The sequence below is a fragment of the Streptomyces sp. NPDC001530 genome, assembly GCF_042894545.1.
Taxonomy (GTDB): Bacteria; Actinomycetota; Actinomycetes; order Streptomycetales; family Streptomycetaceae; genus Streptomyces.
The window spans coordinates 179578-203974 of sequence record NZ_JBIAVS010000010.1 but is presented as its reverse complement, the minus strand read 5'-3'; the positions used below and the strand labels follow the sequence as shown (position 1 = coordinate 203974).

General features: G+C 70.7%; 29 protein-coding genes and 1 riboswitch. Of the genes, 8 read left to right on the top strand and 21 right to left on the bottom strand.

Annotated features, from left to right (window positions below; all coding sequences use genetic code 11):
* Positions 1 to 128 precede the first annotated feature (128 nt).
* The 8 genes from ACFY0T_RS21945 to ACFY0T_RS21910 form a co-directional block, all read right to left on the bottom strand.
* Complete coding sequence (locus tag ACFY0T_RS21945; RefSeq protein WP_388872964.1) at positions 129 to 467, bottom strand: DUF4326 domain-containing protein; 339 nt, start codon at positions 465 to 467, stop codon at positions 129 to 131.
* A gap of 61 nt (positions 468 to 528) precedes the next feature.
* Positions 529 to 1311 (bottom strand): SGNH/GDSL hydrolase family protein, encoded by a 783-nt coding sequence (locus tag ACFY0T_RS21940; protein ID WP_388872961.1) that lies wholly within the window; start codon positions 1309 to 1311, stop codon positions 529 to 531.
* 150 nt (positions 1312 to 1461) lie between these two features.
* Positions 1462 to 2475 carry a hemolysin family protein gene (locus ACFY0T_RS21935; RefSeq protein ID WP_388872958.1) on the bottom strand — a complete coding sequence of 338 codons (1014 nt, stop codon included), beginning with the start codon at positions 2473 to 2475 and terminating at the stop codon, positions 1462 to 1464.
* The gene (locus ACFY0T_RS21930; protein ID WP_388872955.1) at positions 2472 to 3797 is read right to left on the bottom strand and encodes a hemolysin family protein; all 1326 of its coding nucleotides are present in this window, start codon (positions 3795 to 3797) and stop codon (positions 2472 to 2474) included. The genes ACFY0T_RS21935 and ACFY0T_RS21930 overlap by 4 nt, the downstream gene beginning before the upstream one ends.
* Before the next feature lie 172 nt (positions 3798 to 3969).
* Positions 3970 to 4434, bottom strand: coding sequence for a GNAT family N-acetyltransferase (locus tag ACFY0T_RS21925; RefSeq protein ID WP_388872952.1), 465 nt, complete (start codon positions 4432 to 4434; stop codon positions 3970 to 3972).
* Positions 4435 to 4490: 56 nt separating this feature from the next.
* Positions 4491 to 5381, bottom strand: a complete 891-nt coding sequence (locus ACFY0T_RS21920) for an LLM class F420-dependent oxidoreductase (RefSeq protein ID WP_388872949.1) — start codon at positions 5379 to 5381, stop codon at positions 4491 to 4493.
* A gap of 112 nt (positions 5382 to 5493) precedes the next feature.
* The gene (locus ACFY0T_RS21915; protein WP_388872946.1) at positions 5494 to 8061 is read right to left on the bottom strand and encodes an FtsX-like permease family protein; all 2568 of its coding nucleotides are present in this window, start codon (positions 8059 to 8061) and stop codon (positions 5494 to 5496) included.
* A 7-nt stretch (positions 8062 to 8068) separates the two neighbouring features.
* Complete coding sequence (locus ACFY0T_RS21910; protein ID WP_388872943.1) at positions 8069 to 8980, bottom strand: ABC transporter ATP-binding protein; 912 nt, start codon at positions 8978 to 8980, stop codon at positions 8069 to 8071.
* A 255-nt stretch (positions 8981 to 9235) separates the two neighbouring features.
* Between ACFY0T_RS21910 and ACFY0T_RS21905 the strand changes: the two genes are divergently transcribed.
* Both ACFY0T_RS21905 and ACFY0T_RS21900 read left to right on the top strand, forming a co-directional pair.
* Positions 9236 to 9475, top strand: coding sequence for a toxin-antitoxin system antitoxin component (locus ACFY0T_RS21905; RefSeq protein ID WP_028800409.1), 240 nt, complete (start codon positions 9236 to 9238; stop codon positions 9473 to 9475).
* Positions 9476 to 9479: 4 nt separating this feature from the next.
* A complete protein-coding gene (locus tag ACFY0T_RS21900; RefSeq protein ID WP_388872940.1) occupies positions 9480 to 9854 on the top strand; it encodes a fic family toxin-antitoxin system, toxin component in 375 nt (124 codons plus the stop codon).
* Here the strand turns inward: ACFY0T_RS21900 and ACFY0T_RS21895 are convergent.
* From ACFY0T_RS21895 to bioB, 5 genes are all read right to left on the bottom strand, one after another.
* Positions 9849 to 10547: a class I SAM-dependent methyltransferase gene (locus ACFY0T_RS21895; protein WP_388873431.1), complete on the bottom strand. Its 699-nt coding sequence runs from the start codon at positions 10545 to 10547 to the stop codon at positions 9849 to 9851. The genes ACFY0T_RS21900 and ACFY0T_RS21895 overlap by 6 nt on opposite strands.
* 85 nt (positions 10548 to 10632) lie before the next feature.
* Positions 10633 to 10836 (bottom strand): hypothetical protein, encoded by a 204-nt coding sequence (locus ACFY0T_RS21890; RefSeq protein ID WP_388872937.1) that lies wholly within the window; start codon positions 10834 to 10836, stop codon positions 10633 to 10635.
* Between the two features lie 38 nt (positions 10837 to 10874).
* A complete protein-coding gene (gene bioD / locus ACFY0T_RS21885; protein ID WP_388872934.1) occupies positions 10875 to 11591 on the bottom strand; it encodes a dethiobiotin synthase in 717 nt (238 codons plus the stop codon).
* A 1-nt stretch (position 11592) separates the two neighbouring features.
* Positions 11593 to 12882, bottom strand: coding sequence for an adenosylmethionine--8-amino-7-oxononanoate transaminase (locus ACFY0T_RS21880; protein ID WP_388872932.1), 1290 nt, complete (start codon positions 12880 to 12882; stop codon positions 11593 to 11595).
* Entirely contained in the window at positions 12875 to 14083 is a 1209-nt protein-coding gene (gene bioB, locus ACFY0T_RS21875; protein WP_388872929.1) for a biotin synthase BioB, read from the bottom strand. The genes ACFY0T_RS21880 and bioB overlap by 8 nt, the downstream gene beginning before the upstream one ends.
* Before the next feature lie 193 nt (positions 14084 to 14276).
* On the opposite strand from bioB, the gene ACFY0T_RS21870 reads away from it, so the two are divergent.
* Positions 14277 to 15401, top strand: a complete 1125-nt coding sequence (locus ACFY0T_RS21870; protein ID WP_388872927.1) for an 8-amino-7-oxononanoate synthase — start codon at positions 14277 to 14279, stop codon at positions 15399 to 15401.
* 19 nt (positions 15402 to 15420) lie between these two features.
* On the opposite strand, the gene ACFY0T_RS21865 is transcribed toward ACFY0T_RS21870, so the two are convergent.
* Positions 15421 to 15645, bottom strand: coding sequence for a DUF397 domain-containing protein (locus ACFY0T_RS21865; RefSeq protein ID WP_388872924.1), 225 nt, complete (start codon positions 15643 to 15645; stop codon positions 15421 to 15423).
* 9 nt (positions 15646 to 15654) lie between these two features.
* Positions 15655 to 16512 carry a helix-turn-helix domain-containing protein gene (locus ACFY0T_RS21860; protein WP_388872921.1) on the bottom strand — a complete coding sequence of 286 codons (858 nt, stop codon included), beginning with the start codon at positions 16510 to 16512 and terminating at the stop codon, positions 15655 to 15657.
* A gap of 212 nt (positions 16513 to 16724) precedes the next feature.
* Between ACFY0T_RS21860 and ACFY0T_RS21855 the strand changes: the two genes are divergently transcribed.
* Positions 16725 to 17186 carry an ATP-binding protein gene (locus ACFY0T_RS21855; protein ID WP_388872918.1) on the top strand — a complete coding sequence of 154 codons (462 nt, stop codon included), beginning with the start codon at positions 16725 to 16727 and terminating at the stop codon, positions 17184 to 17186.
* 49 nt (positions 17187 to 17235) lie between these two features.
* Here the strand turns inward: ACFY0T_RS21855 and ACFY0T_RS21850 are convergent, their stop codons facing one another.
* Complete coding sequence (locus ACFY0T_RS21850) at positions 17236 to 18153, bottom strand: LysR family transcriptional regulator (protein ID WP_388872915.1); 918 nt, start codon at positions 18151 to 18153, stop codon at positions 17236 to 17238.
* Positions 18154 to 18280: 127 nt separating this feature from the next.
* On the opposite strand from ACFY0T_RS21850, the gene ACFY0T_RS21845 reads away from it, so the two are divergent.
* Positions 18281 to 18898, top strand: a complete 618-nt coding sequence (locus tag ACFY0T_RS21845) for a LysE family translocator (protein ID WP_388872912.1) — start codon at positions 18281 to 18283, stop codon at positions 18896 to 18898.
* On the opposite strand, the gene ACFY0T_RS21840 is transcribed toward ACFY0T_RS21845, so the two are convergent.
* From ACFY0T_RS21840 to ACFY0T_RS21825, 4 genes are all read right to left on the bottom strand, one after another.
* Entirely contained in the window at positions 18852 to 19367 is a 516-nt protein-coding gene (locus ACFY0T_RS21840) for a DUF6328 family protein (protein ID WP_388872910.1), read from the bottom strand. The genes ACFY0T_RS21845 and ACFY0T_RS21840 overlap by 47 nt on opposite strands.
* Before the next feature lie 80 nt (positions 19368 to 19447).
* The gene (locus tag ACFY0T_RS21835) at positions 19448 to 19921 is read right to left on the bottom strand and encodes a C40 family peptidase (RefSeq protein ID WP_388872907.1); all 474 of its coding nucleotides are present in this window, start codon (positions 19919 to 19921) and stop codon (positions 19448 to 19450) included.
* Between the two features lie 2 nt (positions 19922 to 19923).
* Positions 19924 to 20089: riboswitch (cyclic di-AMP (ydaO/yuaA leader) on the bottom strand.
* 370 nt (positions 20090 to 20459) lie between these two features.
* A complete protein-coding gene (locus ACFY0T_RS21830; RefSeq protein ID WP_388872904.1) occupies positions 20460 to 20765 on the bottom strand; it encodes a hypothetical protein in 306 nt (101 codons plus the stop codon).
* A 7-nt stretch (positions 20766 to 20772) separates the two neighbouring features.
* On the bottom strand, positions 20773 to 21408 hold the full coding sequence (locus ACFY0T_RS21825) for an ATP-dependent Clp protease proteolytic subunit (protein WP_388872901.1): 636 nt from the start codon (positions 21406 to 21408) through the stop codon (positions 20773 to 20775).
* 163 nt (positions 21409 to 21571) lie between these two features.
* Here ACFY0T_RS21825 and ACFY0T_RS21820 point away from each other — a divergent pair, with 163 nt between their 5' ends.
* The gene (locus ACFY0T_RS21820; RefSeq protein ID WP_388872897.1) at positions 21572 to 21850 is read left to right on the top strand and encodes a type II toxin-antitoxin system Phd/YefM family antitoxin; all 279 of its coding nucleotides are present in this window, start codon (positions 21572 to 21574) and stop codon (positions 21848 to 21850) included.
* Between the two features lie 286 nt (positions 21851 to 22136).
* Here ACFY0T_RS21820 and ACFY0T_RS21815 read toward each other — a convergent pair whose 3' ends face one another.
* Complete coding sequence (locus ACFY0T_RS21815) at positions 22137 to 23165, bottom strand: ABC transporter permease (RefSeq protein ID WP_388872894.1); 1029 nt, start codon at positions 23163 to 23165, stop codon at positions 22137 to 22139.
* 156 nt (positions 23166 to 23321) lie between these two features.
* Here ACFY0T_RS21815 and ACFY0T_RS21810 point away from each other — a divergent pair, with 156 nt between their 5' ends.
* Both ACFY0T_RS21810 and ACFY0T_RS21805 read left to right on the top strand, forming a co-directional pair.
* Positions 23322 to 23951 (top strand): TetR/AcrR family transcriptional regulator, encoded by a 630-nt coding sequence (locus tag ACFY0T_RS21810; protein WP_388872891.1) that lies wholly within the window; start codon positions 23322 to 23324, stop codon positions 23949 to 23951.
* A gap of 132 nt (positions 23952 to 24083) precedes the next feature.
* Positions 24084 to 24386: an urease subunit gamma gene (locus ACFY0T_RS21805; RefSeq protein WP_054229180.1), complete on the top strand. Its 303-nt coding sequence runs from the start codon at positions 24084 to 24086 to the stop codon at positions 24384 to 24386.
* Positions 24387 to 24397 lie beyond the last annotated feature (11 nt).

The following is a 24397-nucleotide window of genomic DNA, read 5'->3' as shown; positions in this document are numbered from 1 at the left end:
TCGCCTTCTCTTCCGAGTCCCCTCTCGGTCCAGCAAGCAGGCAGGGGCGCGCCCACGCCATCGGGGACACCCGCGAGAGTGACGGCGGGGCGGGCCCCGGCATCACCCCCGCCGCTGAGTCCGCCGCGCTACGAGGCGTCCGCGATCTCCGCCAGGATGTCGCCGTGGCACAGCTCGGGCGCGCACCAGCACGCCAGCGTCTTGCCGCGCAGGGCGGGCACCTGGGCGAGGAGCTCGGGGCGTTCGAGGAGATACGCCCGGTACTTCTCCATGACCTCGGCGCGGGTGCCGTCGCGCTTCTTGGTGGGGGTGTCGGGCGCGAACGGGTTGTACAGCGAGTGCTGGGGGAGGTCCCAATGGCCGATGGTCCAGCGGCGGCCGATGTAGACGAGGTCCGCGGGGGCGTGTTCGAGCCGGGGACCGAAGTCGTGGATGCGGCCCTTGAGGTTGATCACCCTGGTGGGCATGGGGCTCCCTTCGGTGCCGTATGTCTCGTGTCTCGGTCCCCCGGTGTCCATCCCCCGGTGTTTACCCCACGGGCCCCTCGTACGGCAGCAGCTCCGGCCGCTTGGCCGGGCGACCGTCACCCGATGAGCGTCCCGTCAGGCGCCGTCCGATCCACGGCAGCAGGTGCTGCTGGGCGAACCGGACGTCGGCGGTGCGGCGGGCGACCCAGCCGGGCGGCGCCGTGGGCGGCATCGGCGTCCGCCACTCCGTGTCCTCCGGCTCGTGCCCGAGCGTCTGCCACACCGCCTCGGCGACGCGACGGTGCCCCTCCGCCGTCAGGTGCAGCCGGTCCACGTCCCACAGGCGGGGGTCGGCGAGCGAGGGCGCCCCGTACAGATCGACCACGAGCGCGCCGTGCCGCTTCGCGAGGTCGTCGACGACGGCGAAGAGCTCCTCCATGCGGGGCCGGAAGCGTTCGAGCACCGGGCCGTTGCGGCCCGGGCTGCGCATCAGGACGAGCCGCTCGCACGCCGGGGCCAGCCGCTCCACGGCCTCCTCCAGGAGACCGCGGACGCGTCCCATGTCGACCTTGGGCCGCAAGGTGTCGTTGAGCCCACCGACCAGCGTGATCACGTCGGGCCGCATCGCGGCCGCCACGTCCACCTGCTCGTCGACGATCTGCCCGATCAGCTTGCCGCGCACCGCGAGGTTGGCGTACCGGAACCCGGGCGTCCGCGCCGCCATCCGGGCCGCGAGGAGATCGGCCCAGCCGCGGTACGAGCCGTCGGGCAACAGGTCCGACATGCCCTCGGTGAAGGAGTCGCCGACCGCGACAAGACTGGTGTAGGTGGCGTTCGTCTGCATGGCGGAAGAGATGGTAACCCGCGGACATACTCAGCGGTCGGTCGGGTCACCGGTCGGTCCGGCTATCGGTCAGCCGGTCGGCGACGGGTCCGGCTACCGGGCAGCGGTCGGTCGGGCCACGGGGCTCCCCGCGGCCACGACACAGCCCCGTCACGCCGGCTGCCCGAACAACTCCCGCAGCACGTCCTCCATCGTCACCAGCCCCGCGAGCCGCCCGTCGCTGCCCATGACCGCCGCGAGATGCGTACGACTGCGCCGCATCGCCGTGAGGACGTCGTCCAGTGGAGTGCTCTCCCGGACCCGGGCGATGGTCCGCATGTCCTGCACCTGGAACGGCACGTCGCGTGGCATCGCGTCCAGCGCGTCCTTGACGTGCAGATAGCCGACGATCCGGCGGCCCTCGTCGACGACGGGGAAGCGGGAGAAGCCGGACTCGGCGGACAGCCCTTCCAGTTCCTCCGGAGTGACGCCCACGCGCGCGTAGACGATGCGTTCCAGGGGGAGGACGACGTCCCGCACGGGCCGTCGGCCCAGCTCCAGCGCGTCGTGCAGCCGCTCCCGCGCGCGGTCGTCGATGAGCCCGGCGGCGGTGGAATCCTTGACCAGCCGGGCCAGCTCGTCGTCCGTGAAGGTCGCGGCGACCTCGCCCTTCGCATCGACCCTGAGCAGCTTGAGCAGCCCGTTGGCGAACGCGTTGACGGTGAAGATCACCGGGCGCAGCGTGCGTGAGAGCGCGACCAGCGGCGGGCCGAGCAGCAGCGCGCTGGGCACCGGCTCCGCGAGCGCGATGTTCTTCGGCACCATCTCGCCGAGCAGCATGTGCAGATACGTCGCCAGGGCGAGCGCGATGACGAACGAGACCGCGTGGCCCGCGCTCTGCGAGACGCCCACCGCGTGGAACACCGGCTCCAGCAGGTGCGCGATCGCGGGCTCGGCCACGATGCCGAGGACCAGCGTGCACAGGGTGATGCCCAACTGCGCGGCCGCCAGCAGCGCGGACACGTGCTCCAGGCCCCACAGCACACTGCGCGCCCGCCGGTCGCCCTGCTCGGCGTGCGGCTCGATCTGGCTGCGGCGCACCGAGATCAGCGCGAACTCGGCGCCCACGAAGAAGGCGTTCACCACCAGCGTCGCGAGGCCGATCAGGAGTTGTACGACGGTCATCGCTCCCCCTCCTCATCGTCGCGCGGCGCGTGCAGCAGCACCCGGGCGGCCCGCCGCCCCGAGGCGTCCACCACCTCGAGCCTCCACCCGGCGACCTGGACGGTGTCCTCGACGGCGGGAATGCGGCCGAGCGCGGTCGCGATGAAACCGGCCAGCGTCTCGTACGGACCGTCGGGGATCCGCAGTCCGACGCGTGCCAAGTGGTCGGTGCGGGCGGATCCGTCGGCCGAGTAGAGCGCCCGGCCCGCGTCGTCGGTGCCTGCCGGAGCCAGGTCGGGCGTCTCGTGCGGGTCGTGCTCGTCCCGCACCTCGCCGACGACCTCCTCGACGATGTCCTCCAGGGTGGCGACCCCGGCCGTACCGCCGTACTCGTCGATGACCACGGCCATGGTGCGCTTGCCGGCCAGCCGGTCCATCAACCGGTCGACCGTCAGGGACTCCGGGACGAGCAGCGGCTCGCGCATGATCTGGGGGACGGGGGTCTGCATGCGGCGTTCGGCGGGCACGGTCAGTACGTCCTTGATGTGCGCGATGCCGACGACCGAGTCGAGGTTGCCGCGGTAGACGGGGAAGCGGGAGAGGCCGGTCGCCCGTGTCGCGTTCGCCACGTCCTCGCAGGTCGTCTGGGCGTCCAGCGCGATGACCTGCACGCGCGGGGTCATCACGTTCTCCGCGGTCAGGTCGGCCAGGTTCAGTGTGCGCACGAACAGCTCGGCGGTGTCCGCCTCCAGGGCGCCCTCCTTGGCGGAGTGCCGGGCGAGGGCCACCAGTTCCTGGGGGCCGCGCGCGGAGGCCAGCTCCTCGGCGGGTTCGAGGCCGAAGCGTCGTACGACCCGGTTGGCCGTGTTGTTCAGGTGCGTGATGAACGGGCGGAACGCGGCGCTGAACCAGCGCTGCGGCGTCGCCACCCGCTTGGCGATGGCGAGCGGCGAGGAGATCGCCCAGTTCTTGGGCACGAGCTCGCCGACGACCATCAGGAAGATCGTCGACAGCGCCGTACCGATGACCAGGGCCACCGACTTCGACGCGGAGGGAGAGACGCCGATCGACTCCAGCGGACCCGCGATCAGCTCGGCGATCGACGACTCGGAGAGCATGCCGACGACCAGGTTGGTGACGGTGATGCCGAGCTGGGCGCCGGACAGCTGGAAGGTCAGATTCCGTACGGCCTTGAGGGCGCCGGACGCACCGCGCTCACCGCGCTCGACGGCACGCTCCAGCTCGCTGCGCTCGACCGTGGTCAGGGAGAACTCCGCCGCGACGAAGGCGCCACAGGCCAGCGAGAGCAGAACCGCCACCAGGAGGAGGAGCACTTCGGTCATCGGGTCACCTCCGTCCCATGGTCCGCCTGGGGCGGGGTGATCGCGCGATGTCGGGTACTGGGAGGCTCGCCCATGGGCGGACGCTCACACCTTTCATTGGAAGATCGAGTGACCCTCCAATGGTAAAGGATCGGCAAAAGGCTCTCGTCGGGCTCGTGAGCGGCCGTCGTCTCTAGTCGGAGAGCGGCTTCACCCAGCGGCGCCACTGCTCCTCGGGTGCGTACCCCGCGGCCCGCCAGGCATGCTGGGCGGTCTCGTTCCGCTGGAGCACCATGGCGTCTCCGCGCCGCCCGCCGAGCCGTACGAACCGCTCCTCGGCGGCGGCGAGCAGCGCCGAGCCGATCCCCAGCCGCCGCCGCTCGGGATGCACCGCGAGGCGGTACAGATGGCAGCGCCAGCCGTCGAAGCCGGCGATGACCGTGCCGACCAGCTCTCCGTCATTCCCCCGAGCTCTCGACTCCGCTTGAGCGGGGGAGACCCCCAACGCGAGGATCAGCGCCTCGGGATCGCGGCTGACCAGCCGCTCCACGCCGTCCCGGTCGTCACTGATGCTCGTGCCCTCGGCGGCCACCTTCCAGAAGGCCAGCACGGTGTCGAGGTCGTCGGGCGTCGCGGTTCGTATGCGCAGCTCGGTCATGCTCTGATCCCATCACGGCGGGTCGCCCGCGCCACGGGAATTCCACGATCCGGACGTCACTCGCCGCGCAGCGCCTCGACGACGGGAGCGAACGCCTCCATGTTCGGCTCCAGCACGGTCAGATACGAGAATCCGTACCGCTCCCGCTGGGCCCGCACCCGCTCGATGATCTGCTCCAACGTCCCCACCAGCACGATCGGCAGCTCCAGGACCTGTTGCGCGGTCAGGTGAGGAATGCGGGACAGCCAGGGCTCAATCGCGACATCGCGGTCGTCGGTGACGGTGACGATCTGGATGAGCAGATTGAGCTCGGCGGGCTCCTTGCGCCCGGCGGCGGACTCCCGGTACAGGGCGACGCGTTCGTCGAGTTCCTCGGCTGTGAGCGGCACCAGCGTGCCGCCTTCCGCGGTGCGCGCGCCGGTGAAGGCCGCGATGTCCGCGTGCTCGGCGGTGAGCCGCAGCATCCGGTCGCCGTTGGCGCCGATCAGCAGCGGCACCCGAGGCTTCTGCGCCGGCTGCGGCTGGTGCTCGTCCGAGCTGAGCAGCCGGTCCAACTCCTCGACCGTGCGCAGGAGATGGTCGACACGCTCACGCGGCGAACCCCAGGGCAGGCCCGCGGTCTCGTGCTCCGCCGGTACGTAGCCGGTGCCGAGGCCGAGTTCGAGGCGCCCGCCCGTCAGCGCGTCCGTGGTGGCCACCTCGCGGGCCAGCAGTGCTGGGTTCCAGAAGCCCGCGTTGAGCACGAACGTGCCGAGGCGGGGCCGCTCGGTCGCCTCGGCGGCGGCGACCAGGGAGGGGAAGGGGGCGGGCATGCCGAGGTGGTCGGCCACCGTGATGACGTCGTAGCCGAGTTCCTCGGCCCGGCGGCACTTCGCACGCCACTCGTCGACGGGCGCGGGGGTGAGCATGTTGACGCCGAAACGGAAGGGACGTAAGGGCTGCGGCATGAACTCTCCTCAGTAACTCTCTTCAGTCACATGCGACCTGTGCTCAAGGGGCGTCAAGGGGCGGACCGGACGCAGACCGGCGCGGACCGGACGCGGACCAAACGCGAGTACTTCACTCGTGCGCGATCGCGGCCAGCACGTTCATACGCGACGCGCGCAACGCCGGCAGCAGTGCCGCCACGATGCCCACGATCGCCGAACCGACCACGACCGCGATGATCGTCGTCCAGGGGATGGCGAGCGCCTTCATGCCCTGCAGCGCGAGCACTTGCTGCACACAGATACCCCAGACGATGCCGAGCGCCAGGCCGAGGACCGCTCCGAACACGGCGATCACCACCGACTCCAGGCGGATCATCCGGCGCAGCTGGCGCCGGGCGAGCCCGATGGCGCGCAGCAGTCCGATCTCGCGGGTGCGCTCCACGACCGACAGGGCAAGGGTGTTGACGACTCCGAGCACCGCGATGACGATCGCGAGGCCGAGCAGCGCGTACACGAGGTAGAGCAGCACGGCGATCTGATCGTGGATCAGCTTCTTGTAGTCGGCCTGGTCGAGGACCTTGGCCTGCGGGTACGGGTCAAGGGTCTTCTCCAGCCGTGAGCGCAGCTGGTCTGCGCTGGTACCCGAGGCCGCGTTCACGTACAGGGCGGAGTCCTGTCCACCGGGCACGTACTTCTCGATCGTGCCGAAGCCGAAGTAGAGCCCGCCCTGCATTCCGAAGCCCTCGGCGGCGTCCTGGTCGGTGAGCGCCGCCACCGTCAGCTCGGTCTTCCGTTTGGCGGGGAATTCGACCGGGATCACGCTGCCGACGCGCACGTCGTGCTTCCTCGCGAACTTCACGTCCATGGCGATGTGCCCGTCGCCGAGCGCCGCCGCCGTGTCCCCTTGCGCGTAGGTGACGTGGGCGACGTCGTCGAGCCGCGGATCGTAGGCCGCCGCGGTCGTCTCGATCCGCTTGCCGTCCGGGAGCCGTACCGCGACGGGTGTGAACCGCTGCCGGACCACGAGTCCGGCGACCTCCGTGCCGCGCACCTTGTCGGTGAGGTCCTGCGGGAACGGCACGAAGTTGTTGTTCTGGATCACGAAGTCGGCGCCCAGCGTCTTGTCGATCTGGTGGTCGAAGGACTTGGTCATCGAGGCGCTGGCCACGGACATCCCGCCGACCAGGGCGAGGCCCACCATCAGCGCGGCCGCGGTGGCGCCCGTGCGTCGCGGGTTGCGCAGCGCGTTGCGCTGGCTCATCCGGCCGACGGAGCCGAAGAGCGCGGGGAACGCCCCGCCCAGGACCCGGATCACCGGCCGCACCAGCAGCGGACCCGCGATCACCGTCGCGATGAGCGTCAGGACGACTCCAAGTCCCAGCAGGGAGGCGGCCGTCGAGGTCTTCGACGACGCGGCACACCCCGCGAGCGCGCCGGCACCGGCCACGCCGACGACCGCGCCCACCACGGCGCGCACCCGCAACGGCCGTCCCACACCGGCGACTTCGGCGTCGGCGAGGGCCGCCATGGGGGAGACGCCGGCCGCGCGCCTGGCCGGGAGATACGCGGCCACGAAGGTGACGCCGACTCCGACGACGTACGCCGAGACGGGTGTCGCCCAGCCGATCACCATCTCGGTGGACTTGAGGTTCATGCCGAACGCGGTCATGAGCTTGATCAGGCCCAGCGCGAGCCCGATGCCGGCGGCGAGTCCGAGGGTCGAGCCGACCAGGCCGAGCAGCAGCGCCTCGGTGAGCACGGACCGGCGCACCTGGCGGCGGTCGGCGCCGAGCGCACGCAACAGGCCCAGTTCTCGGGTGCGTTGGGCGATGAGCATCGAGAAGGTGTTGACGATCAGGAAGACACCCACGAGCACGGCGATTCCGGCGAAGCCGAGCATCACGTACTTGATCACGTCGAGGAATCCACCGAGCTGTTCGGCGGAGGACTTGGCCTGCTCCTTGGCGGTCTTCAAGTCGTAGGTTTTCGTGCCGAGTTCGGCGGCGATCCGCTGCTTGAGCAGGTCGTCGCTGACCCCGTGCGCCGCGTCCACCGAGATGCTCGTGGCGGCATTGGGGCTGCCGAGCAGTTTGGTCTGCGCCGTCGGGGTGTCGAGGAAGATCAGCGCGGCGCCGGGGTTGGTGGTGGTGAAAGTGGCGATGCCGACGATCCGCACCTTGAACGGGCCGGGCTGCGCCTGCACCGTCAGGGTGTCGCCGATGCGGACGTGCTTCTTCTTGGCGGTGTCCGCGTCCAGCAGCGCCTCGCTGTCCCCCTGCGGCTCGTGGCCGGAGGTCAGCTTCACCGGACTGCGCTTGGTGACCTCCCAGTTGGTGACGATGGTGGGGGCGCCCGTCGTCGGCCCGACCGACTCGTGCTTGCTGTCCACGACCGTGGCGTTCTCCACCGCCGCATCCACATGGGTGGCGGCGACGCCGTCGACCTTCGTCAGCCGGTCCGCGAGCGAGGCGGGCACGGTCTGGGTGGCCCCGGTCGGGATCTGCGAGGTGAGGTCGTTCTTCGGCTCCACGGTCACATCGGCCGAGGTGGAGGCGAAGAGCCGGTCGAAGGTCCGGGTCACCGTGTCCGAGAAGATGAGGCTGCCCGCGACGAACGCCACCGACAGCACGACGGCCAGCGCCGAGAGCAGCAGCCGCCCCTTGTGCGCGAGAAAGCTCCGCAGAGTCGCCTTGAGCACGCCCGCCTCAGTCCTTGTCGAGGGTTACGTCGCCGGAGTCGCCGTCGGGAGTCGCGGCGCCGGGAACGGCATCAAGGCGTACGTCACCGGAGGCACCCGCGGAGGGCACGCCGTCGGGCCCGCCGCCCCCACCGTCGAAGGTCACCCGGATCGTGTCAAATCGCTTCATGCGTTCCAGTACGGCCTCTGCCGTGGGCCGCTCCATCTCGTCCACGATCCGCCCGTCCCCGAGGAAGAGCACCAGGTCGGAGTGGGCGGCCGCGCCAGGGTCGTGCGTGACCATCACGACGGTCTGGCCGAGTTCGTCGACCGCCTCGCGCAGAAAGCCGAGGACTTCGAGCCCGGCGCGGGAGTCGAGGTTGCCGGTCGGCTCGTCCGCGAAGATCAGCTCGGGGCGCGAGGCGAGCGCCCGGGCGCAGGCGACGCGCTGCTGCTGGCCGCCGGACAGCTGGGCGGGGCGGTGCCCCAGCCGGTCACGCAGACCGAGCGTGTCGATGACCTGGTCCAGCCACTTCCGGTCGGGTTTGTGGCCCGCGATGTCCATGGGCAGCGTGATGTTCTCGGCCGCGTTCAGCGTCGGGATCAGGTTGAACGACTGGAACATGAAGCCGATGCGGTCCCGTCGCAGCCGGGTCAGCTCGCGGTCCTTCAGCCCCGTGATCTCGGTGTCGCCCAGCCACACCTGTCCGGCGGAAACGGTGTCGAGCCCCGCCAGGCAGTGCATGAGGGTGGACTTACCGGAACCCGACGGGCCCATGACGGCGGTGAAGCGGCCGCGCGCGATGTCCACGTCGACCGAGTCGAGGGCGAGCACCGTCGTCTCGCCCGAGCCGTACGCCTTCGTCAGGCCGCGGGCGCGGGCGGCGATCCCGTCCGCCTCCGCGCGTCCGGTGGCGCGCTCCGCAGCAGGTGTGGACAAGTCCGCCTCCTAGGTGATGGACGTCCCGACTCCGTCGTCCCGGCCGAGCCTAATGTGATCCGAGGCACACTCGGTATCCCCCAGAGGTCCCGCGCGTCCTCCGCCCCAGGTTGTGCCCCTGATACCCGTGTAAGGGGCACTCTCCGCCGGCGCTCTCCACCCTCGGCTCCACCCTCGGCTCCACCCTCGGCTCCACCCTCGGCTCCACCCGAGGCCCTCTTGCCGGTGCTAGCAATCCGGCGCTAGCTTCAAAGCATGGCGAAGACTCAGTTGAACGTACGGGTGGACGAGGGCACGGCCCGCGCCGCCCGAGAGCGGGCCCTGGAGCGCGGGATGAGCGTGAACCGCTACATCGAAGAGCTGGTCAGACAGGACACCGGGGAAGTGGGCCACACCTTCGTGGAGGCCGCCGCCGATTTCATGAAGCAGTACGAGTCCGTCTTCGCCGAGGAATTCGGCGCGGACCGAGAAGGCACGCGCGAAGGTCGTCGTTGATCCCTTGAGCAGTCTCAGAGTCGACCTTGCCTGGCTCCTCATGATCGCCGAACAGAAGACGCCCGGAGACCCCCAGGTCACCGACTGGGGAGCCCTCGTCGCCGCCGTCAGTCGGCACGAGGCGGAGATATTCGGCATTCCCGTCTACGACAGCCCGCACACCCGCGCCGCCGCGCTGCTCCAGCTCCTGCTGCACATCCCGGCGCTCGAACGCTCCAACGCGATGTTCGCCTCGGCCGTCGCGTACGCCTATCTCGTCGCCAGCGGCCTCAAGGTCGTCACCTCACCCGAGCAGGTGCGCGAACTGGCCCGCCTGGTGAAGGGAGGCGACGCGACCGTGCACGAGATCGCGCAGCAGCTGCGCCAATGGAGCCTATGAGGCTTCTGGTTCCGCGAGCCCGGGGCGCCACGCGGTGCCCAGTACGCAGTACGAGGTGGGCAGCCGCGGCCCCTTTTCGGGCATCAACATCCGCCGGTACGGGCCGAGTTCGAACCCGGCGTCACGCAGCGCGGCGATCGGGTCGCGGGCCAGATGGCAGCCGCCGTTGAGGCGCGGCCACACCGTGCGGTCCAGGCCGCGCTGGGCGTACGTCATCGCGCGCCCGCCGCCCTTGCCGTGCTCGAAGAACCGCAGGGTGCCGCCAGGCCGTAGCACGCGCTTCAGTTCGGCGAGGGCGCGCGGCACATCGCGGACGCTGCACAGCACCAGCGAGACCACGGCCGCGTCGAACGCCTCGCTCTTGACGGGCAGGGCCTCCGCCGTACCCGGCACCACGTCGACGGGGACTTCGGCGCGCACGGCCGCCTCCACGGCCAACTGCCGCAGCAGCCGCTCGGGTTCGATGGCGACGACCTCCGAGACGGCGCTCGGATAGTGCGCGAAGTTCAGACCGTTGCCCGCGCCGATCTCGATGACCCGCCCGGACAGCCCGGCGAGCAGCCGCTCGCGTACTCCGCCCATGCCCAACCGCGTCTCGGCGGTCACGCTGATCCGGGCGTAGTAGCGGGCGAACAGCGGATGGTGCACGGGGTCCCGTGTCACCTTGCTGGAGCCGGCCGACCTGAGCGGCATGAGCGGCATGACGGACCTCCCGGGAGGACGTGCCTTACCGTGATTGTCCCCCCAGGACGCCCGCTACACGCGCAGCGCGCGGGCGTCAGGCGATGAAGTCGCGCACCCGTTCGCAGACGCCGTGGTCGTTGTTCATGTTGGTGCGCGAGACGCAGCCGACCTCCACATGGGCGGCGCCGTCCAGGAGGGTGGAGGCGGCATCATGCGCGGTGCCGACGACCTTGTGGGTTTGGTGACTGCGGGTGTTCGTGGCTGGTCGGGCCCACGCGGCGGAGCCGCATAGTGTCACAGCCCCGCGCCCCTTACGGGGCGCAGGTCCGGCGCTTCCTACGGGGCGTGGGCAAAAGCGAAGGCGCTCACGTTCCAGTTTCCGCCCAGTCGGGGTGCCAGCCAACTCGGCGCTCCCGCACGGAAGTCGGCAGGCGCGCAGGCACCCGCGCCTGACGGCAGCGCGCCGAGCAGAGGGGCATCAGCCACCTTCGGCAGGTCCGCGAGGTTGCAACGGGACGCCAGGTCCGCCTCGCTGGGCCAGCTGCCGATGACCAGCCCCGTCAAGCGCAGCCCCCGATGCCGCAGTTCACGAGCCGTCAGCTCCGTTGTGTTGAGCGTGCCCAGCCCGGCCGAAGCGACCACCAGTACCGGTGCGTCAAGGAGCCGCGCCACGTCCGCCAGCGTGCCGCCCTCGTCGTCGAAGCGTACGAGGAGGCCGCCCGCGCCCTCGACCAGCACGAGGTCGTGCTCGGTGGCCAGCTTGGCCGCAGCGTCCGCGACCTCGTGCGGCCGGACCGGCGCGAGCCCGGCGCGTCGCGCGGCCGTCGCGGGTGCCAACGGCTCGGGATAGCGGGCGAGTTCGAGCGTGGTGACGGTGCCCGCGAGCCGGGCCACCTCGTCGGCGTCGCCGCGCTCGTCCGGACGTACACCTGTCTGCGCGGGCTTGAGCACGGCCACGGACCGCCCGGCCGCGACGGCCGCGGCGGCCACGGCCGCGGTGGTGACCGTCTTGCCGACCTCCGTGCCCGTCCCCGTGATCACCAGTACCGGCATGTCATCCTTCCCGTGCCGCCGCGCACACCGCGCGCGCGATGCGTGCCACGTCCGCGTCGCCCGTGACGTACGGCGGCATCGTGTAGACGAGGTCGCGGAACGGCCGCAGCCACACGCCCTCGCGCACGGCGGCCGCCGTCGCCGCCTTCATGTCCACCTCGTGGTCGAGCTGGACGACGCCGATCGCGCCGAGCACGCGTACGTCCCGGACGCCCGGCAGCTCCGAAGCCGCGGCCAGCCCGTCCCGCAGCCCCGTCTCGATGCGCTTGACCTCGGTCTGCCAGTCCTGCCCGAGCAGCAGGTCGATCGAGGCGCACGCCACGGCGGCCGCCAGCGGATTGCCCATGAAGGTCGGCCCGTGCGCGAGCACCGGGACCTCGCCGCGCGAGATGCCGTCGGCCACCCGCGGGGTGCACAGTGTCGCCGCCATCGTCATATAGCCGCCGGTCAGCGCCTTGCCCACGCACATCACGTCCGGCGTGACGCCCGCGTGCTCCGCCGCGAACAGCGCGCCCGTACGGCCGAAGCCGGTCGCGATCTCGTCGAAGACGAGCAGCACGTCGTGCGCGTCGCACGCCTCGCGCAGCACCCGCAGATACGCGGGGGAGTGGAACCGCATCCCGCCCGCGCCCTGCACCACCGGCTCCACGATCACCGCGGCCAACTCGTCGGCGTGCCGCTCGATCAGCTGGCGCAGGTGATCGGCGTACGACTCCTCGTACGCGACCGGCGGCGCGTCGGCGAACACCTGGCGCTGGAGCACGCCCTGCCACAGCTCGTGCATCCCGCCCTCGGGGTCGCACACCGACATCGGCTGCCAGGTGTCCCCGTGATAGCCGCCGCGCCAGGTCAGCAGCCGCTGCTTGCCGGGGCGGCCGAGCGAGCGCCAGTGCTGCAGACACATCTTGACAGCGACCTCGACCGCGACCGAACCGGAGTCGGCGAGGAAGACGTGCTCCAGGCCCTCGGGCGAGATGTCGACAAGGAGCTTCGCGAGCCGTACGGCGGGCTCGTGGGTGAGCCCGCCGAACATGACGTGGCTCATGCGCTCCAGCTGGTCGCGGGCCGCGTCGTTGAGCACCGGGTGGTTGTAGCCGTGGATGGCCGACCACCAGGACGACATGCCGTCGATGACGTCGTCGTGGGTTCCATCGGCCGTGCGCAGGTTCAGACGGACGCCGCTCGCCGACTCCACGACCAGCGGTTCCTGGCGGCCGGGCATCGGCCCGTACGGATGCCAGACGTGACGCCGGTCGAGGTCCAGCAGCTCCTCGACGGACAGATCAGGCATTGGGCGCGAGATCCGTTCCGGCACCTCGACGGCGAACCGCGACGAGGTCCGTACGGGCCTCGGGGATGCTCTCTTCGGCCTCTTCGGCGGACGAGCCGCACGGGGCGCACCCGGCCTCCGCATGCGAGCCGCACCCGGCGTCCGCATGCGAGCCGCACCCGGCACTCTCGTGCGAGCCGCAGCCCCCACCCGCCGCAACCCGGTGCTCGGGCAGCGTCACCTCGCCCGCGCCCTCCACCTCGAAGCCGGCGTCCGCGATCATCTCCAGGTCCGCCTTGCCGGCCTGGCCCTCACTGGTGAGGTAGTCGCCGAGGAAGATCGAGTTGGCCAGGTGCAGCGCGAGGGGCTGCATGGTGCGCAGATGGACCTCGCGGCCGCCGGCGATGCGGACCTCGGCATCGGGACAGACGAAGCGGACCATCGCCAGGATCCGCAGACAGCGCTGCGGCGTGAGGTTCCACTCCTTGGCGAGCGGGGTGCCCTCGAAGGGGATCAGGAAGTTCACCGGAATGGAGTCGGGGTCGAGCTCGCGCAGTGCGTAGACGACGTCGACGAGGTCCTCGTCGGACTCGCCCATGCCGGCGATCAGACCCGAGCAGGCGGACAGGCCCGCCGCGTGCGCCTTCTGGACCGTGTCCACCCGGTCGGCGTACGTGTGCGTGGTCGTGATGTCCCCGTACGTCCCCTCGGACGTGTTCAGGTTGTGGTTGTACGCGTCCGCGCCCGCCTCACGCAGCCGCTCGGCCTGGCCGTCGGAGAGCAGGCCGAGGCAGGCGCACACCTCGACGTTCTCGTTCTGGTCTTTGATCGCCTTGATGGTGTCCGAGACCCGGTCCACGTCACGGTCCGTCGGACCGCGGCCGCTGGCCACCAGGCAGACCCGCTTGGCGCCCCCGGCGAGCCCGGCCGCCGCGGCCTGCGAGGCCTCGTCGGGCTTGAGCCAGGTGTACTTCAGGATGTCGGCCTTGGAGCCGAGCCGCTGCGAGCAGTACGAGCAGTCCTCGGGACACAGGCCCGACTTGAGGTTGACGAGGTAGTTGAGTTTCACCCGTCGGCCGAACCAGTGCCGGCGTACCTTGCCGGCCGCGGCCACCACGTCGAGCACGTCGTCGTCGGAGGTGGCCAGCACGGCCAGAGCTTCGTCCCGGGTCGGCAGCTCGCGCCGAAGCCCCTTGTCCACCAGCGTGTTCAGCAGGTCCATGAGGTCCGATCCTGGCCTATGCGACCGCTCTCGGCCAAGGAGAGTTTGCACAACAGAGACGGTTCGACGTGTGGGTATTGCCACATCCTGGGCGGCTGGCCCGGCCGCTAGGGTCTGTGCACTGCCTACAAAACACCCGCACTACAACACACCCGCCACTACGGCACACCCGCCACTACGGCCCGGAGGACACATGGCGTTCGGCTGGATCGACGAGCAGGCGCGGGCGCGCCGCCGGGCCGGACTCGTCCGCACCCTGCGTCCGCGTCCCGCCGACTCGCCGCTCCTCGATCTCGCGAGCAACGACTACCTCGGTCTCGCCCGCCATCCGGAGATCACTGGGGCCGCGGCGGACGCGGCGCGACGGTGGGGTGGCGGCGCGACCGGTTCCCGGCTCGTCACTGGCACCACGGAACTGCACGGCGAGCTGGAACGCGAGCTGGCCGACTTCTGTGGCTTCGAGTCCGCGCTCGTCTTCTCCTCCGGATACGCGGCCAATCTCGCCGCCGTCACCGCGCTCGCGCCGCACGGCTCGCTCGTCGTCTCGGACGCGGGCAACCACGCCTCGCTGATCGACGGCTGCCGGCTGGCCCGCGGCACCACGCAGGTCGTCGGGCACGCCGACCCCGACGCCGTGCGCAAGGCGCTCGGCACCCATCAGGGACCCGCCGTCGCCGTCTCCGACACGGTCTTCTCGGTGGACGGGGACGCGGCGCCGCTGTCCGAAATCGCCCTCGCCTGCCGGGAGTACGGCGCAGGACTGATCGTCGACGACGCCCACGGGCTCGGCGTCCTGGGCGACGGTGGCAGGGGCGCTCCGCACGCGGCGGGGCTCGCGGGCGACGCGGACGTCGTCGTGACCGTCACACTCTCGAAGTCGTTCGGCAGCCAGGGCGGCGCCGTCCTCGGCCCCGCCCCGGTCATCGACCACCTGGTCAACGCGGCGCGCACGTTCATCTTCGACACCGGTCTCGCGCCCGCGGCGGCGGGCGCGGCCCTCGCGGCGCTCAGGCTGCTGCGCCGCGAGCCGGAGCGTGCCGGACGGGCGCGCGCGGTGGCGACGGCACTGCACACCCGCCTGACGGCCGAGGGGCTGGAGGCGGTACGGCCGGACGCCGCCGTCGTATCCGTGCGCGCGCCCTCCCCCGAACGGGCCGTGCGGTGGGCGGCCGACTGCCGTGAGGCGGGACTCGCCGTCGGCTGCTTCCGTCCCCCGTCCGTGCCCGACGGCATCTCACGGCTGAGGCTGACCGCCCGCGCGGACCTCACCGAGGAGCAGATCGAGCACGCCGTAGGTGTGATCGGTCGGACGCGGTGAAGGGGTAGCGGTTCGGCGGTCAGCTCAGTGCGGCGATGAATCCCTCCCAGGCGGCAGGAGCGAAGAGCAGGGCGGGGCCTGCCATGTTCTTGGAATCACGCACGGCCACCAGTCCGGACCAGGGTCCCGGGCCGGGGCGCGCCGTCTCGACGCAGTTGTTCATTCCCGTACTGCGGCTGCTGCGCAGCCATCGCACATCGTGCAGTGAGGTACTGGAAGGTACGTTCCGAGCCAGTGCTGACATGGTGCCTCCTTACGCGCCGTCAGCTATCCCGGCGATGTAGTCCAACGAGGCCTCGGGCGAAAGGGCGTGGAACTGAAGGGCGTTGAAGGCCTCGCTGTAGGCCTGAAGGTCTTCTTTCCGTTCGAGGTAGAGGCTACTCGTCAAGTGGTCGAGAACAACCACATCCAGATCAGTTGTGTTCGGAAATGAAAAGATAACGAAAGGCCCGGTGACTCCGATGTGTGCTCCGGCGGCGAACGGCAGGACTTGAAGCCGCACTTGAGGCAGGGTGGCGGCCTCCCGTAGCCGGTTCAGCTGACGTGCCATGACCTCCGGTCCGCCGACCTCCCGTCGTAACACCGCCTCGTCCAGGACCGCGCTCAGTTCCAGCGGGGGATGCGAACGCAGCACGTCCTGGCGGGCGAGGCGCACTTCGACGAGCGCGTCGAGCTTGCCGTCCTCCAGCCCGTCCACGGCGGCCCGCGTCACCGCACGGGCGTACTCGGGCGTCTGCAGCAGCCCTGGCACGACGGAGGTCTCCAGCGTCCGCATCCCACTGGCCTGCGACTCCAGGCTGATGAAGTCGCGGTACGTCGGAGGCAGCACCCCGCGATAGGCGTGCCACCAATGGTGCCGTCCGTTGCCTTCGGAGCCCGCCAACACGACCAGGAGATCTCGTAATTCGGGATCCTCCACGGCATACGCGTCCAGCAGTCGTGCTACGTCCGCCGGCTTCACCCCGCTCGTGCCGGTCTCGATCCGGCTCACTTTCGACTGATGCCAGCCCAGCAGGCGGGCCGCCTCACCACTCGTGAGGCCCGCATCGGCGCGCAGCGCGCGCAGTTCGGCACCGAGTTTGCGGCGGCGCACCGCGGGACCGTGCTGCATGGCCGTACTCCTTACTCCTTCCGAGCCGCCCAAATACGGTCTGCCGTCGCAGAGTTCACCGCTTCGAGCGACAGATATATGCATAACTTGGTGGATCGCACCCGTGACCGGCCCGGTAATGGCAGTCTGGCGCGAAGCACCAGTCCGGGACCGTACTCGAACCATCCGCTCCGTGTCGGACTCCGGTCCCGTGGGAAAGGGACGACGTCGCCATGGCAGACCACCAGGAAGCATCCGTCACTCTGCCGAGCGATCCCGCCTCGGTCTCCGCGGCCCGGAAATTCGTCGTCGACGTGCTGGCCGAATGGGGCCTGCCGTGCGACTCCGAAGTCGCGGACTCCGTACGCCTGATCGTGTCCGAACTAGCCACCAACGCCGTCCAGCACACGTTCGGGCAGTCGCCCACCTTTACGGTGGACGTACGGCTCGACCGAGACGAACAGCTGCGTCTCGGCGTCACCGACAGCCACCCGCGCTTTCCGAAACGGCTGCCCGCGGCCGTCCAACAGGACAACGGCCGCGGCATGGTGATCATCCGCTGGCTGACCGCCGAGTGCGGCGGCAGACTCACCGTCCGGCCCACCCGGGAGGGCGGCAAGACGGTCTCCATCGAACTGCCGTGGACGGCACCGGTCCAGCCGGTGGTGGCGGCCGGGGGGCCGCAAGAGCCGTAGGGAAGCGAGCCGTTCGGTTCTGCGGACCACAAGAGTCCCGCGACGCGGCCTAGTTGTGCTGCGCGGCCCGTCCGAAGGCGCCGCGCAGCAGGGCCCGGAAGACATCGGCCGCGGGGGCCGCCTCGTCGCTCCGGTGGACGACCGAGATCGTACGGCGCAGATCTCCCGGTTCCAGTAGCCGCGTCCCCACCGGCGTCGCCGCCGTCGCGGCCACCATCTCCGGTACGACCGCGACCCCGAGCCCGGCGCTGACCAGCGCGCACACCAGGGCGTACCCCGGGGTCTCGACCAGCACCGATGGGGTGGCCCCGGCCCGGGCGAGCGCGGCCTCCACGCCCTGCCGGGGCGGATGGTCCGGGGCCATGCTGATCAGCGGCTGCCCGGCGAGCTCGGTCAGCGGCAGCCGCGCCGAGCCGCCCGCGAGGACATGCCCGGGAGCGGTCACCAGCACCAACTCCTCGACCAGGACCGGCTCCACGCTCACGGACGACGGGAGCGGTACGGGCGCCGCGGGCTCGTAGGTGTGCGTCAGGGCCAGGTCCACCTCACCCGCCGCGACCGCCGAAATGCCCTCCGGAGGCTCGTAGTTGGCAACCGCGAGCTCCACGTCCGGGTGGGCCCGGCGAAAGGCGCTGAGGACGGGCGGCAGCAGATGGATGCCCGCCGTCTGGAAGGTTCCGAGCCGTAGCGTGCCGCCCGACAGGCCGGCCAGGCGCGCCAGTTCGTGCCGGGCCCGCTCCATCTCGTCGAGGACCCGGCGGGCCCGCGTCACGAGCAGCTCGCCCGCGTCCGTCAGCCGCGCCCCGCGATACGACCGCACCAGCAGGGTCGCGCCCGCCTCCCGCTCCAGCTTCGCCAGCTGCTGGGAGAGCGCGGGCGGGGTGTAGCCGAGTCGCTCGGCGGCGCGGGTGATCGACCCCGCCTCGGCGACCGCCACCAGCGCCGCGAGCCGCGTCGGGTCGTACATCGTGCCTCTCCTGGGTCTGCGGGGCCCTGAGGGTCCCTGGGGCCCTCAGGGTCTAAACCATTGCTTTAGACCCACCCAGAATATTCGACATACCCGCTACAGGCCCTTTACGGGCAGCCTGGTGCTCATGGACGCACAGCTCATCGCCTTCACGGGGGTCGCCGCGGGCATGGTCGCCATGCCGGGCGCGGACTTCACCGTCGTCGTACGCAACGCCCTGGTCTCGCGCCGGGCCGGAGTCGCGTGCGCGCTCGGCATCACCGGCGGGCTGCTCCTGCACACGGCGCTCGCCGTCGCCGGGGTCGCCGCGGTCCTCACCGCCGTACCCGCGCTGTTCCCGGCGCTGCAGCTGCTCGGCGGCGCCTATGTGCTGTACCTCGGCGTACGGACGCTGCGGTCGCTCGGACGGCCGCGCGAGGCGGTGGCCGACGTGGCGGGGTCCGGCGCGCGCCCGTTGCGACAGGGCTTCGTCACCAACGCGCTCAATCCGAAGGCGCCGATCACCTTCCTCAGCCTGCTGCCGCAGTTCGTGCCGGCGGGCAGCCCCGCGATGCCGCGGACCCTGCTGCTGGCGCTGATCGTGGTCGTCCTCGCCCTGGTGTGGTTCCCCGCGGTGGCGCTGCTGGTGGACCGGCTCGGCCGGTGGCTGCGCAGGCCGCGTGCCGCCCGGGCCGTGGAGGCGGTCACCGGCGGTGCGCTCACGGTTCTCGGCCTGGTGCTTCTGCTCGAGCCTCTGCGGATCTGACGTGATCCACCAGCCGGGGCAGGACGCTCCACAGCGCGAGACAGACGGCCAGCGTGCTCGCTCCCGCCGCGATTCCGGCGCCGCGCCCCAGCGTCACGTCCACGACGAGGAGTACCGATCCGCTGAACGCCAGCATCAGCACGTACAGACCGATGTGGGCCAGCCGGGAGGACACCCGCACGATGACGGGCTTCACGTTCTGCTGGAACAGCGCGCGGTGCAGCGCGGCCGGGGCCGTGAACAGGGCCGCGGCCAGCATCGAGAGCAGCAGCGTGATGACGTAGGTGGCGCGCTGCACGGAGTCGAGGGACGGGAAGCGCTGCGTGAAGGCCAGGGTCAGCAGGAAGGCGAAGAGGATCTGCACCCCGGTCTGGGTGACGCGCAGCTCCTGGAGCAGTTCCGCGAAATTGCGGTCGGCGCGTTCGAGGGGCGTCTCGTGGCGTGCCGCGAGGGGAGGTTGCTCGGCCATGGTGCACGAGTAACCGGTTCCGCCCGCTTTCACGCCCCGAGGGGGTGACGGCGGCGTGCGCCGTCACCCCCTCGGGCAGGTCAGCTGACCCGGCCGTACCAGACGCTCTTCGTCCAGATCTTCTGGAGCTTCACGACCTCCCCGGTCTTCGGGGAGTGCCAGATCTTTCCCTTCCCGGCGTAGATGCCGACGTGGTACACGTTCCGGCCCGAGTGGAAGAACACGAGGTCTCCGGCCTTGCGGTGCGAGGCGGAGATGTGGTGCGTCTTGTTGTACTGCGCCGCGGCCGTACGAGGCAGTTTCTTGCCCGCCTTCTTGTACGAGTAGAGCGTGAGTCCGGAGCAGTCGAAGCGGCGTGGCCCCGTGGCGCCCCACTGGTACGGGGAGCCCTTCTTGGAGGCCGCGACCTGAAGTGCCTTCGTCGCGAGAGTGGCCGCCTCGGCGTCGGTTGCGACGCCCGGGACCACGAGGGTGCCGCCCACGGCGGCGATGGTGAGGGCCGAGGCCGTACCGGCCCTGGTCCACAGCGACGGGACACGATTGAGCGCAGTCATGCGCAACCCTTCGTCAGCCGCCTGTGAAGGATGACCTGTCGGATTCGGGCTGGCGAAGTAGCCCGGCCGCGTACTGCGGCTTCACCCCAAGGACCGCCCGGATCTCTCCGGCGGCCCGTCGTGCTGGGTCCTCCACTCCTGCCGATCCACATCTGTCGACCGGACATCCGGGCGGCGGCAGGACTCGGCGTCCGCCCGGACCGCCCCGCCGCTGCGGCGGGGGCTTGTCGTCGGAAGGGATCTTCACGCATGTGGGTCGGAAAATCCGAGCGGAATCGGTGGTTTGTGGGGTTACTCACCACTCACCCGTTCGGGTGGACACCCCTCCGTTCGAGGGGGTGTTGAGGGTGCCGACGACGCTCGTACCAGCATCGGAACACTTGATTCCGCCTCTGCGCTACGCGCGTTGCGCAACTTATCCGCGCTCTCGAAAGGACCCGCGACTACTCCATCAGGGGGTACGCCATCTGGTCCGTTTGAAACCCGGGCCGGACACTTCGCCGGTTCGGCGGCGTGCCGCGGCCCGGGTGTCCGTGCGTCAACTGTCGGAGGCGGGCGGCAGGGTGACCCGGGCCGCCCGCCGCTCGCCGTCGAGGACGCGCAGGGCCTGGGCCAGAGTCGGGGCGTGCACCTCGCTCTCGCCCCGCTGGTGCATCAGCGCGAGGGCGTCACGCAGCGCCGTCGCCTTGCCGACCAGCGCCTGAGCGGCCCTCAGACCGCGATAGGTGTCCCCGGGGCGGGCCGGGTTGATGCGGCCGAGCAGATCGACCACGTCGAGGTAACGGTCGATCAACTCGGCCTCGGCGCGCGTGAGCGCGGGCAGTGGCGGCAGATCGGGGATCATCGGGCGGTCACCTCGCGCCGGGCGCGGTGCGCGAGGCCTTGCGGCTCGGGATGATCCGGTCGATCAGTCCGTACGCCAGCGCCCCCGGCGCGTCCAGGATCTTGTCCCGCTCGATGTCCGCGGCGACTTGCTCCGGGCTCTGCCCCGTGTGCCGTGCGAGCATCTCCTCCAGCAGCCTGCGGGTGCGCGTCAACTCCTCTGCCTGGATGGCCAGATCGCTCGCCTGACCCTGGATCGGTTCGGGGATCGACGGTTGGTGGATGAGTACGCGCGCACCCGGCAGCGCGAACCGCTTGCCCGGGGTGCCCCCGGCCAGCAGGACGGCCGCGGCGGACGCCGCCTGTCCCAGGCAGACGGTCTCCACGTCACAGGTGACGAACTGCATCGTGTCGTAGACCGCCGACATCGCGCTGAAGGAGCCGCCGGGGGAGTTGATGTACAGCGAGATGTCCCGGTCCGGTGCCAGGTACTCGAGGTGCATGAACTGCGCCATCACATCGTTCGCCGACGTGTCGTCGATCGGCGTCCCGAGGAACACGATCCGCTCGTCGAGCAGCTTCGAGTACGGATCCAGGGTCCGGTGCCCCGTGCTGGTCCGTTCGGTGAACTCGGGCAGGACATAGCGGGCGGACGGGCTGTCCATGGCACGCGCCTCCTCTGATCGACATCTGTAAAAAATGTACAGGACGTACGCAGTGAGGGGAGGGGGGCATGCTGAGAGCGAAAAACCGGCACGCACGGCGTGCCGGAATGCGATGATCTTCCGCTCCGCCGGGGTGTCGGGGGCCCGGTCTAAGCTGGACGACATGGCCTACGAGATTCCGGTGACGCAAGCCAGGGCTGAGCTCGCCGATCTGATCAACCGCGTCGTGTACGGCGGTGAGCGCGTCGTCGTCACGCGGCACGGGAAGCCCCTCGTCGCCCTGGTCTCCGCCGTAGACCTGGAGCGTCTCGAAGAACTCCAGGACCCCGCGGACGAGCAGGTGGTCAGCTCCCTCTCCAGCGTCCGCGAGGTCGCGTCCGCGCCGCGCGAGCGACAGCGGTTCGGCATCGCCGCGGAGCACCGGGGGCCCAACGCCTCGTAGCTACAAGGCGGTTCGCGCGGGAACGAAGGCGCGCGGGAATGTGGACAGGCCGACACACGCGGACGCGCAGAGACGCGGGTGCGCAGGTGCGCGGACGGGTAGAGACGCGGGCGCGCTGAGACGCAGGCGCGCTGACGCGCTGAGACGCAGGCGCGCTGACGCGCTGAGGCGCAGGCACGTAGGTGCGCGGACGGGCAGAGATGCGGATACGTACCGGCGCGGAAAACAGGAAGACCGTGCACCCCCGTCCGCTACTGCGGGGGCGCACGATCGGCTCCGTGGGCGGTCAGCTCACCAGTGCGGGCTCCCGCTCCGCGGCCGTCTCCGTGGTCGTCCCGCGTCGCTTGAGCGCGCTGCCCAGCAGGACCGCGCCCAGGCCGAGCACGGACCACCAGGCCAGGGTCAGCGCCGGTCCGGTCGCGGCGGCGCCGTCGAAGAACGACACCGAGCGCAGCAGGGTCGCGCCCGCGCCCGGCGGCAGCCACTGGCCGATCGTCCCGACCGGCTCGGGCAGCAGCTGCGGAGCCGAGGACGCTCCGGAGAACGGGTTGCCGAGCAGCATGACCACGAACCCGCCGAGCCCGATGCCGGCAGGGCCGAACAGCGCCGCGAGCCCGGCGACGGCGGCGCCCACGGCCAGCGTCGAGAGCCCGAGCGCGGCGGCCTCCGCCCACCAGTCGCCGGTGAAGACCCCCAGCCAGCTGTCCGCGAGCGCGGCCGCGACCACGCCGACCAGGGCCGCGGCGCCGACCAGTGCGGTGACGGCGCGCGCGCCGCGCAGCCCGAGCAGGGTCACGACGGCTCCCGCGGCGATACCGACCAGCGCGAGCGGCAGCACGCTCGAGCTCAGGGCCGCGCCGCGCGGATCCTTCGCGGAGGCGGGCACGACATCGATGGTCGTCACCTTCGTGCCCGCGGGGGCCTGCTCGGCCACGCTCTGCTGGAGCAGCTGGGCGACGACCGGGCTTGCCGCCGAGGCGGTCAGCAGTTTGGGTCCCTGCGCGGTGGCGACGACCGCGCCGTATACGGTCCGGTCCTCGATGGCGTCCCGGGCGGCGGCCTCGTCGGCGTAGCGGTGGATCTCGAAGGCGCCCTGGTGCTGCGACAGTTGCTTCTCCAACTGGGCCGTCGCAGTCACGGACCCCGCTACGCCGAGCGGCAGATCGCGAGGTGCCGTGCGGGCGGCGGGCCAGGCGAAGGCCCAGAGGGCCACTGCCACCAGTGTCGGGATGAGCACGATCACGGCGACCATACGGCGGCCGTGCGGCAGTGGGGGTGTGGCCGTGTCGGCGGGCGTAGCGGAGGTGGCGGACATGATCTCCCTCGCTTCGATGCTGCGATCCAAGATGTCGATGCCTCGGTCCAAGATGCTTCGATCTAAAAAGAAGGATCGTTCGTTTTAGCTGTTGCCCACACTGTCCTGCGGCCCCGCCGCCTTGTCAAGAAGGAATGTTCGTTTTACTTTTGGGCCATGGCCCGCGTATCCCAGGAACACCTCGACGCCCGCCGCCGTCAGATCCTTGAAGGCGCGGCCCTCTGCTTCGCCCGCAACGGATTCCACGCCACGTCGATGCAGGACGTGCTCAAGGAGGTCGACCTCTCCGCGGGTGCCGTCTACCGCTACTACAGCGGCAAGGAGGAGCTGATCGGCGCGATCGTCGTCGAAGTGCTGGAGACGGTGCGCGACACCTACGAGCGCGCGGCCCTGGAGAGCCCGCCGCCGCTGCCGGACGTGCTGATCCCCAGGGCGCTGGCGCAGCTGCGGGAGGTGAAGCCAGGAAGGCTGGACAACGGCGAGTGGGTGTTCCCCCGGCTGATGATCCAGGTGTGGTCCGAGACCCTGCGCAATGACCAGCTGTCGGCCCTGATGACCGCCGGGTACGACAAGGTGCGCGTCGCCTGGGCGAAGGTCGTCGAGGGCTACAAGGCCGCGGGGCTGATGCACGAGGATGCGGACGCCGACGCCATGGCGCGGACGATGATCGCGCTCGCGCAGGGGTTCGCGGCGCAGATGGCGGTCTTCGGCGCCGCGTCGCCGGAGATCCTCCGGGACGGTCTACGGGCCTTGATGAGCATGGGGGAGTCCCCCGCGCGGCCGTGAGGTGATCACAGGCCGGTTAACGTCCTTGAAACTCCGGCCAACTACCGTGCGCATCCATGCCACCAGGGGTTTTGGTGGCTGCGGCCACCGGACCCCGCACGGTCCGGAGCGAGGACTGTGAGGTGGGACGCCGTGCAACTGACCCCGCACGAGCAAGAGAGGCTGCTGATTCATGTGGCCGCCGACGTGGCCGAGAAGCGGCGGGCCCGCGGACTGAAACTGAACCACCCCGAGGCCGTCGCCCTCATCACGTCGCACATCCTCGAAGGCGCACGTGACGGCCGGACCGTCGCCGAACTGATGTCCTCCGGACGCAAGATCCTCACCCGCGACGACGTCATGGAGGGCATCCCCGAGATGATCCACGACGTCCAGGTCGAGGCCACCTTCCCGGACGGCACCAAGCTCGTCACCGTCCACGACCCGATCGTCTGACGGGGGAGCGA

Coding starts and splice junctions, on each gene's coding strand:
- ACFY0T_RS21945 (WP_388872964.1), bottom strand. CDS start 467: ATGCCCACCAGGGTGATCAACCTCAAGGGCCGCATCCACGACTTCGGT.
- ACFY0T_RS21940 (WP_388872961.1), bottom strand. CDS start 1,311: ATGCAGACGAACGCCACCTACACCAGTCTTGTCGCGGTCGGCGACTCC.
- ACFY0T_RS21935 (WP_388872958.1), bottom strand. CDS start 2,475: ATGACCGTCGTACAACTCCTGATCGGCCTCGCGACGCTGGTGGTGAAC.
- ACFY0T_RS21930 (WP_388872955.1), bottom strand. CDS start 3,797: ATGACCGAAGTGCTCCTCCTCCTGGTGGCGGTTCTGCTCTCGCTGGCC.
- ACFY0T_RS21925 (WP_388872952.1), bottom strand. CDS start 4,434: ATGACCGAGCTGCGCATACGAACCGCGACGCCCGACGACCTCGACACC.
- ACFY0T_RS21920 (WP_388872949.1), bottom strand. CDS start 5,381: ATGCCGCAGCCCTTACGTCCCTTCCGTTTCGGCGTCAACATGCTCACC.
- ACFY0T_RS21905 (WP_028800409.1), top strand. CDS start 9,236: ATGGCGAAGACTCAGTTGAACGTACGGGTGGACGAGGGCACGGCCCGC.
- ACFY0T_RS21895 (WP_388873431.1), bottom strand. CDS start 10,547: ATGCCGCTCAGGTCGGCCGGCTCCAGCAAGGTGACACGGGACCCCGTG.
- bioD (WP_388872934.1), bottom strand. CDS start 11,591: ATGCCGGTACTGGTGATCACGGGGACGGGCACGGAGGTCGGCAAGACG.
- ACFY0T_RS21880 (WP_388872932.1), bottom strand. CDS start 12,882: ATGCCTGATCTGTCCGTCGAGGAGCTGCTGGACCTCGACCGGCGTCAC.
- bioB (WP_388872929.1), bottom strand. CDS start 14,083: ATGGACCTGCTGAACACGCTGGTGGACAAGGGGCTTCGGCGCGAGCTG.
- ACFY0T_RS21870 (WP_388872927.1), top strand. CDS start 14,277: ATGGCGTTCGGCTGGATCGACGAGCAGGCGCGGGCGCGCCGCCGGGCC.
- ACFY0T_RS21865 (WP_388872924.1), bottom strand. CDS start 15,645: ATGTCAGCACTGGCTCGGAACGTACCTTCCAGTACCTCACTGCACGAT.
- ACFY0T_RS21860 (WP_388872921.1), bottom strand. CDS start 16,512: ATGCAGCACGGTCCCGCGGTGCGCCGCCGCAAACTCGGTGCCGAACTG.
- ACFY0T_RS21855 (WP_388872918.1), top strand. CDS start 16,725: ATGGCAGACCACCAGGAAGCATCCGTCACTCTGCCGAGCGATCCCGCC.
- ACFY0T_RS21850 (WP_388872915.1), bottom strand. CDS start 18,153: ATGTACGACCCGACGCGGCTCGCGGCGCTGGTGGCGGTCGCCGAGGCG.
- ACFY0T_RS21845 (WP_388872912.1), top strand. CDS start 18,281: ATGGACGCACAGCTCATCGCCTTCACGGGGGTCGCCGCGGGCATGGTC.
- ACFY0T_RS21840 (WP_388872910.1), bottom strand. CDS start 19,367: ATGGCCGAGCAACCTCCCCTCGCGGCACGCCACGAGACGCCCCTCGAA.
- ACFY0T_RS21835 (WP_388872907.1), bottom strand. CDS start 19,921: ATGACTGCGCTCAATCGTGTCCCGTCGCTGTGGACCAGGGCCGGTACG.
- ACFY0T_RS21830 (WP_388872904.1), bottom strand. CDS start 20,765: ATGATCCCCGATCTGCCGCCACTGCCCGCGCTCACGCGCGCCGAGGCC.
- ACFY0T_RS21825 (WP_388872901.1), bottom strand. CDS start 21,408: ATGGACAGCCCGTCCGCCCGCTATGTCCTGCCCGAGTTCACCGAACGG.
- ACFY0T_RS21820 (WP_388872897.1), top strand. CDS start 21,572: ATGGCCTACGAGATTCCGGTGACGCAAGCCAGGGCTGAGCTCGCCGAT.
- ACFY0T_RS21815 (WP_388872894.1), bottom strand. CDS start 23,165: ATGTCCGCCACCTCCGCTACGCCCGCCGACACGGCCACACCCCCACTG.
- ACFY0T_RS21810 (WP_388872891.1), top strand. CDS start 23,322: ATGGCCCGCGTATCCCAGGAACACCTCGACGCCCGCCGCCGTCAGATC.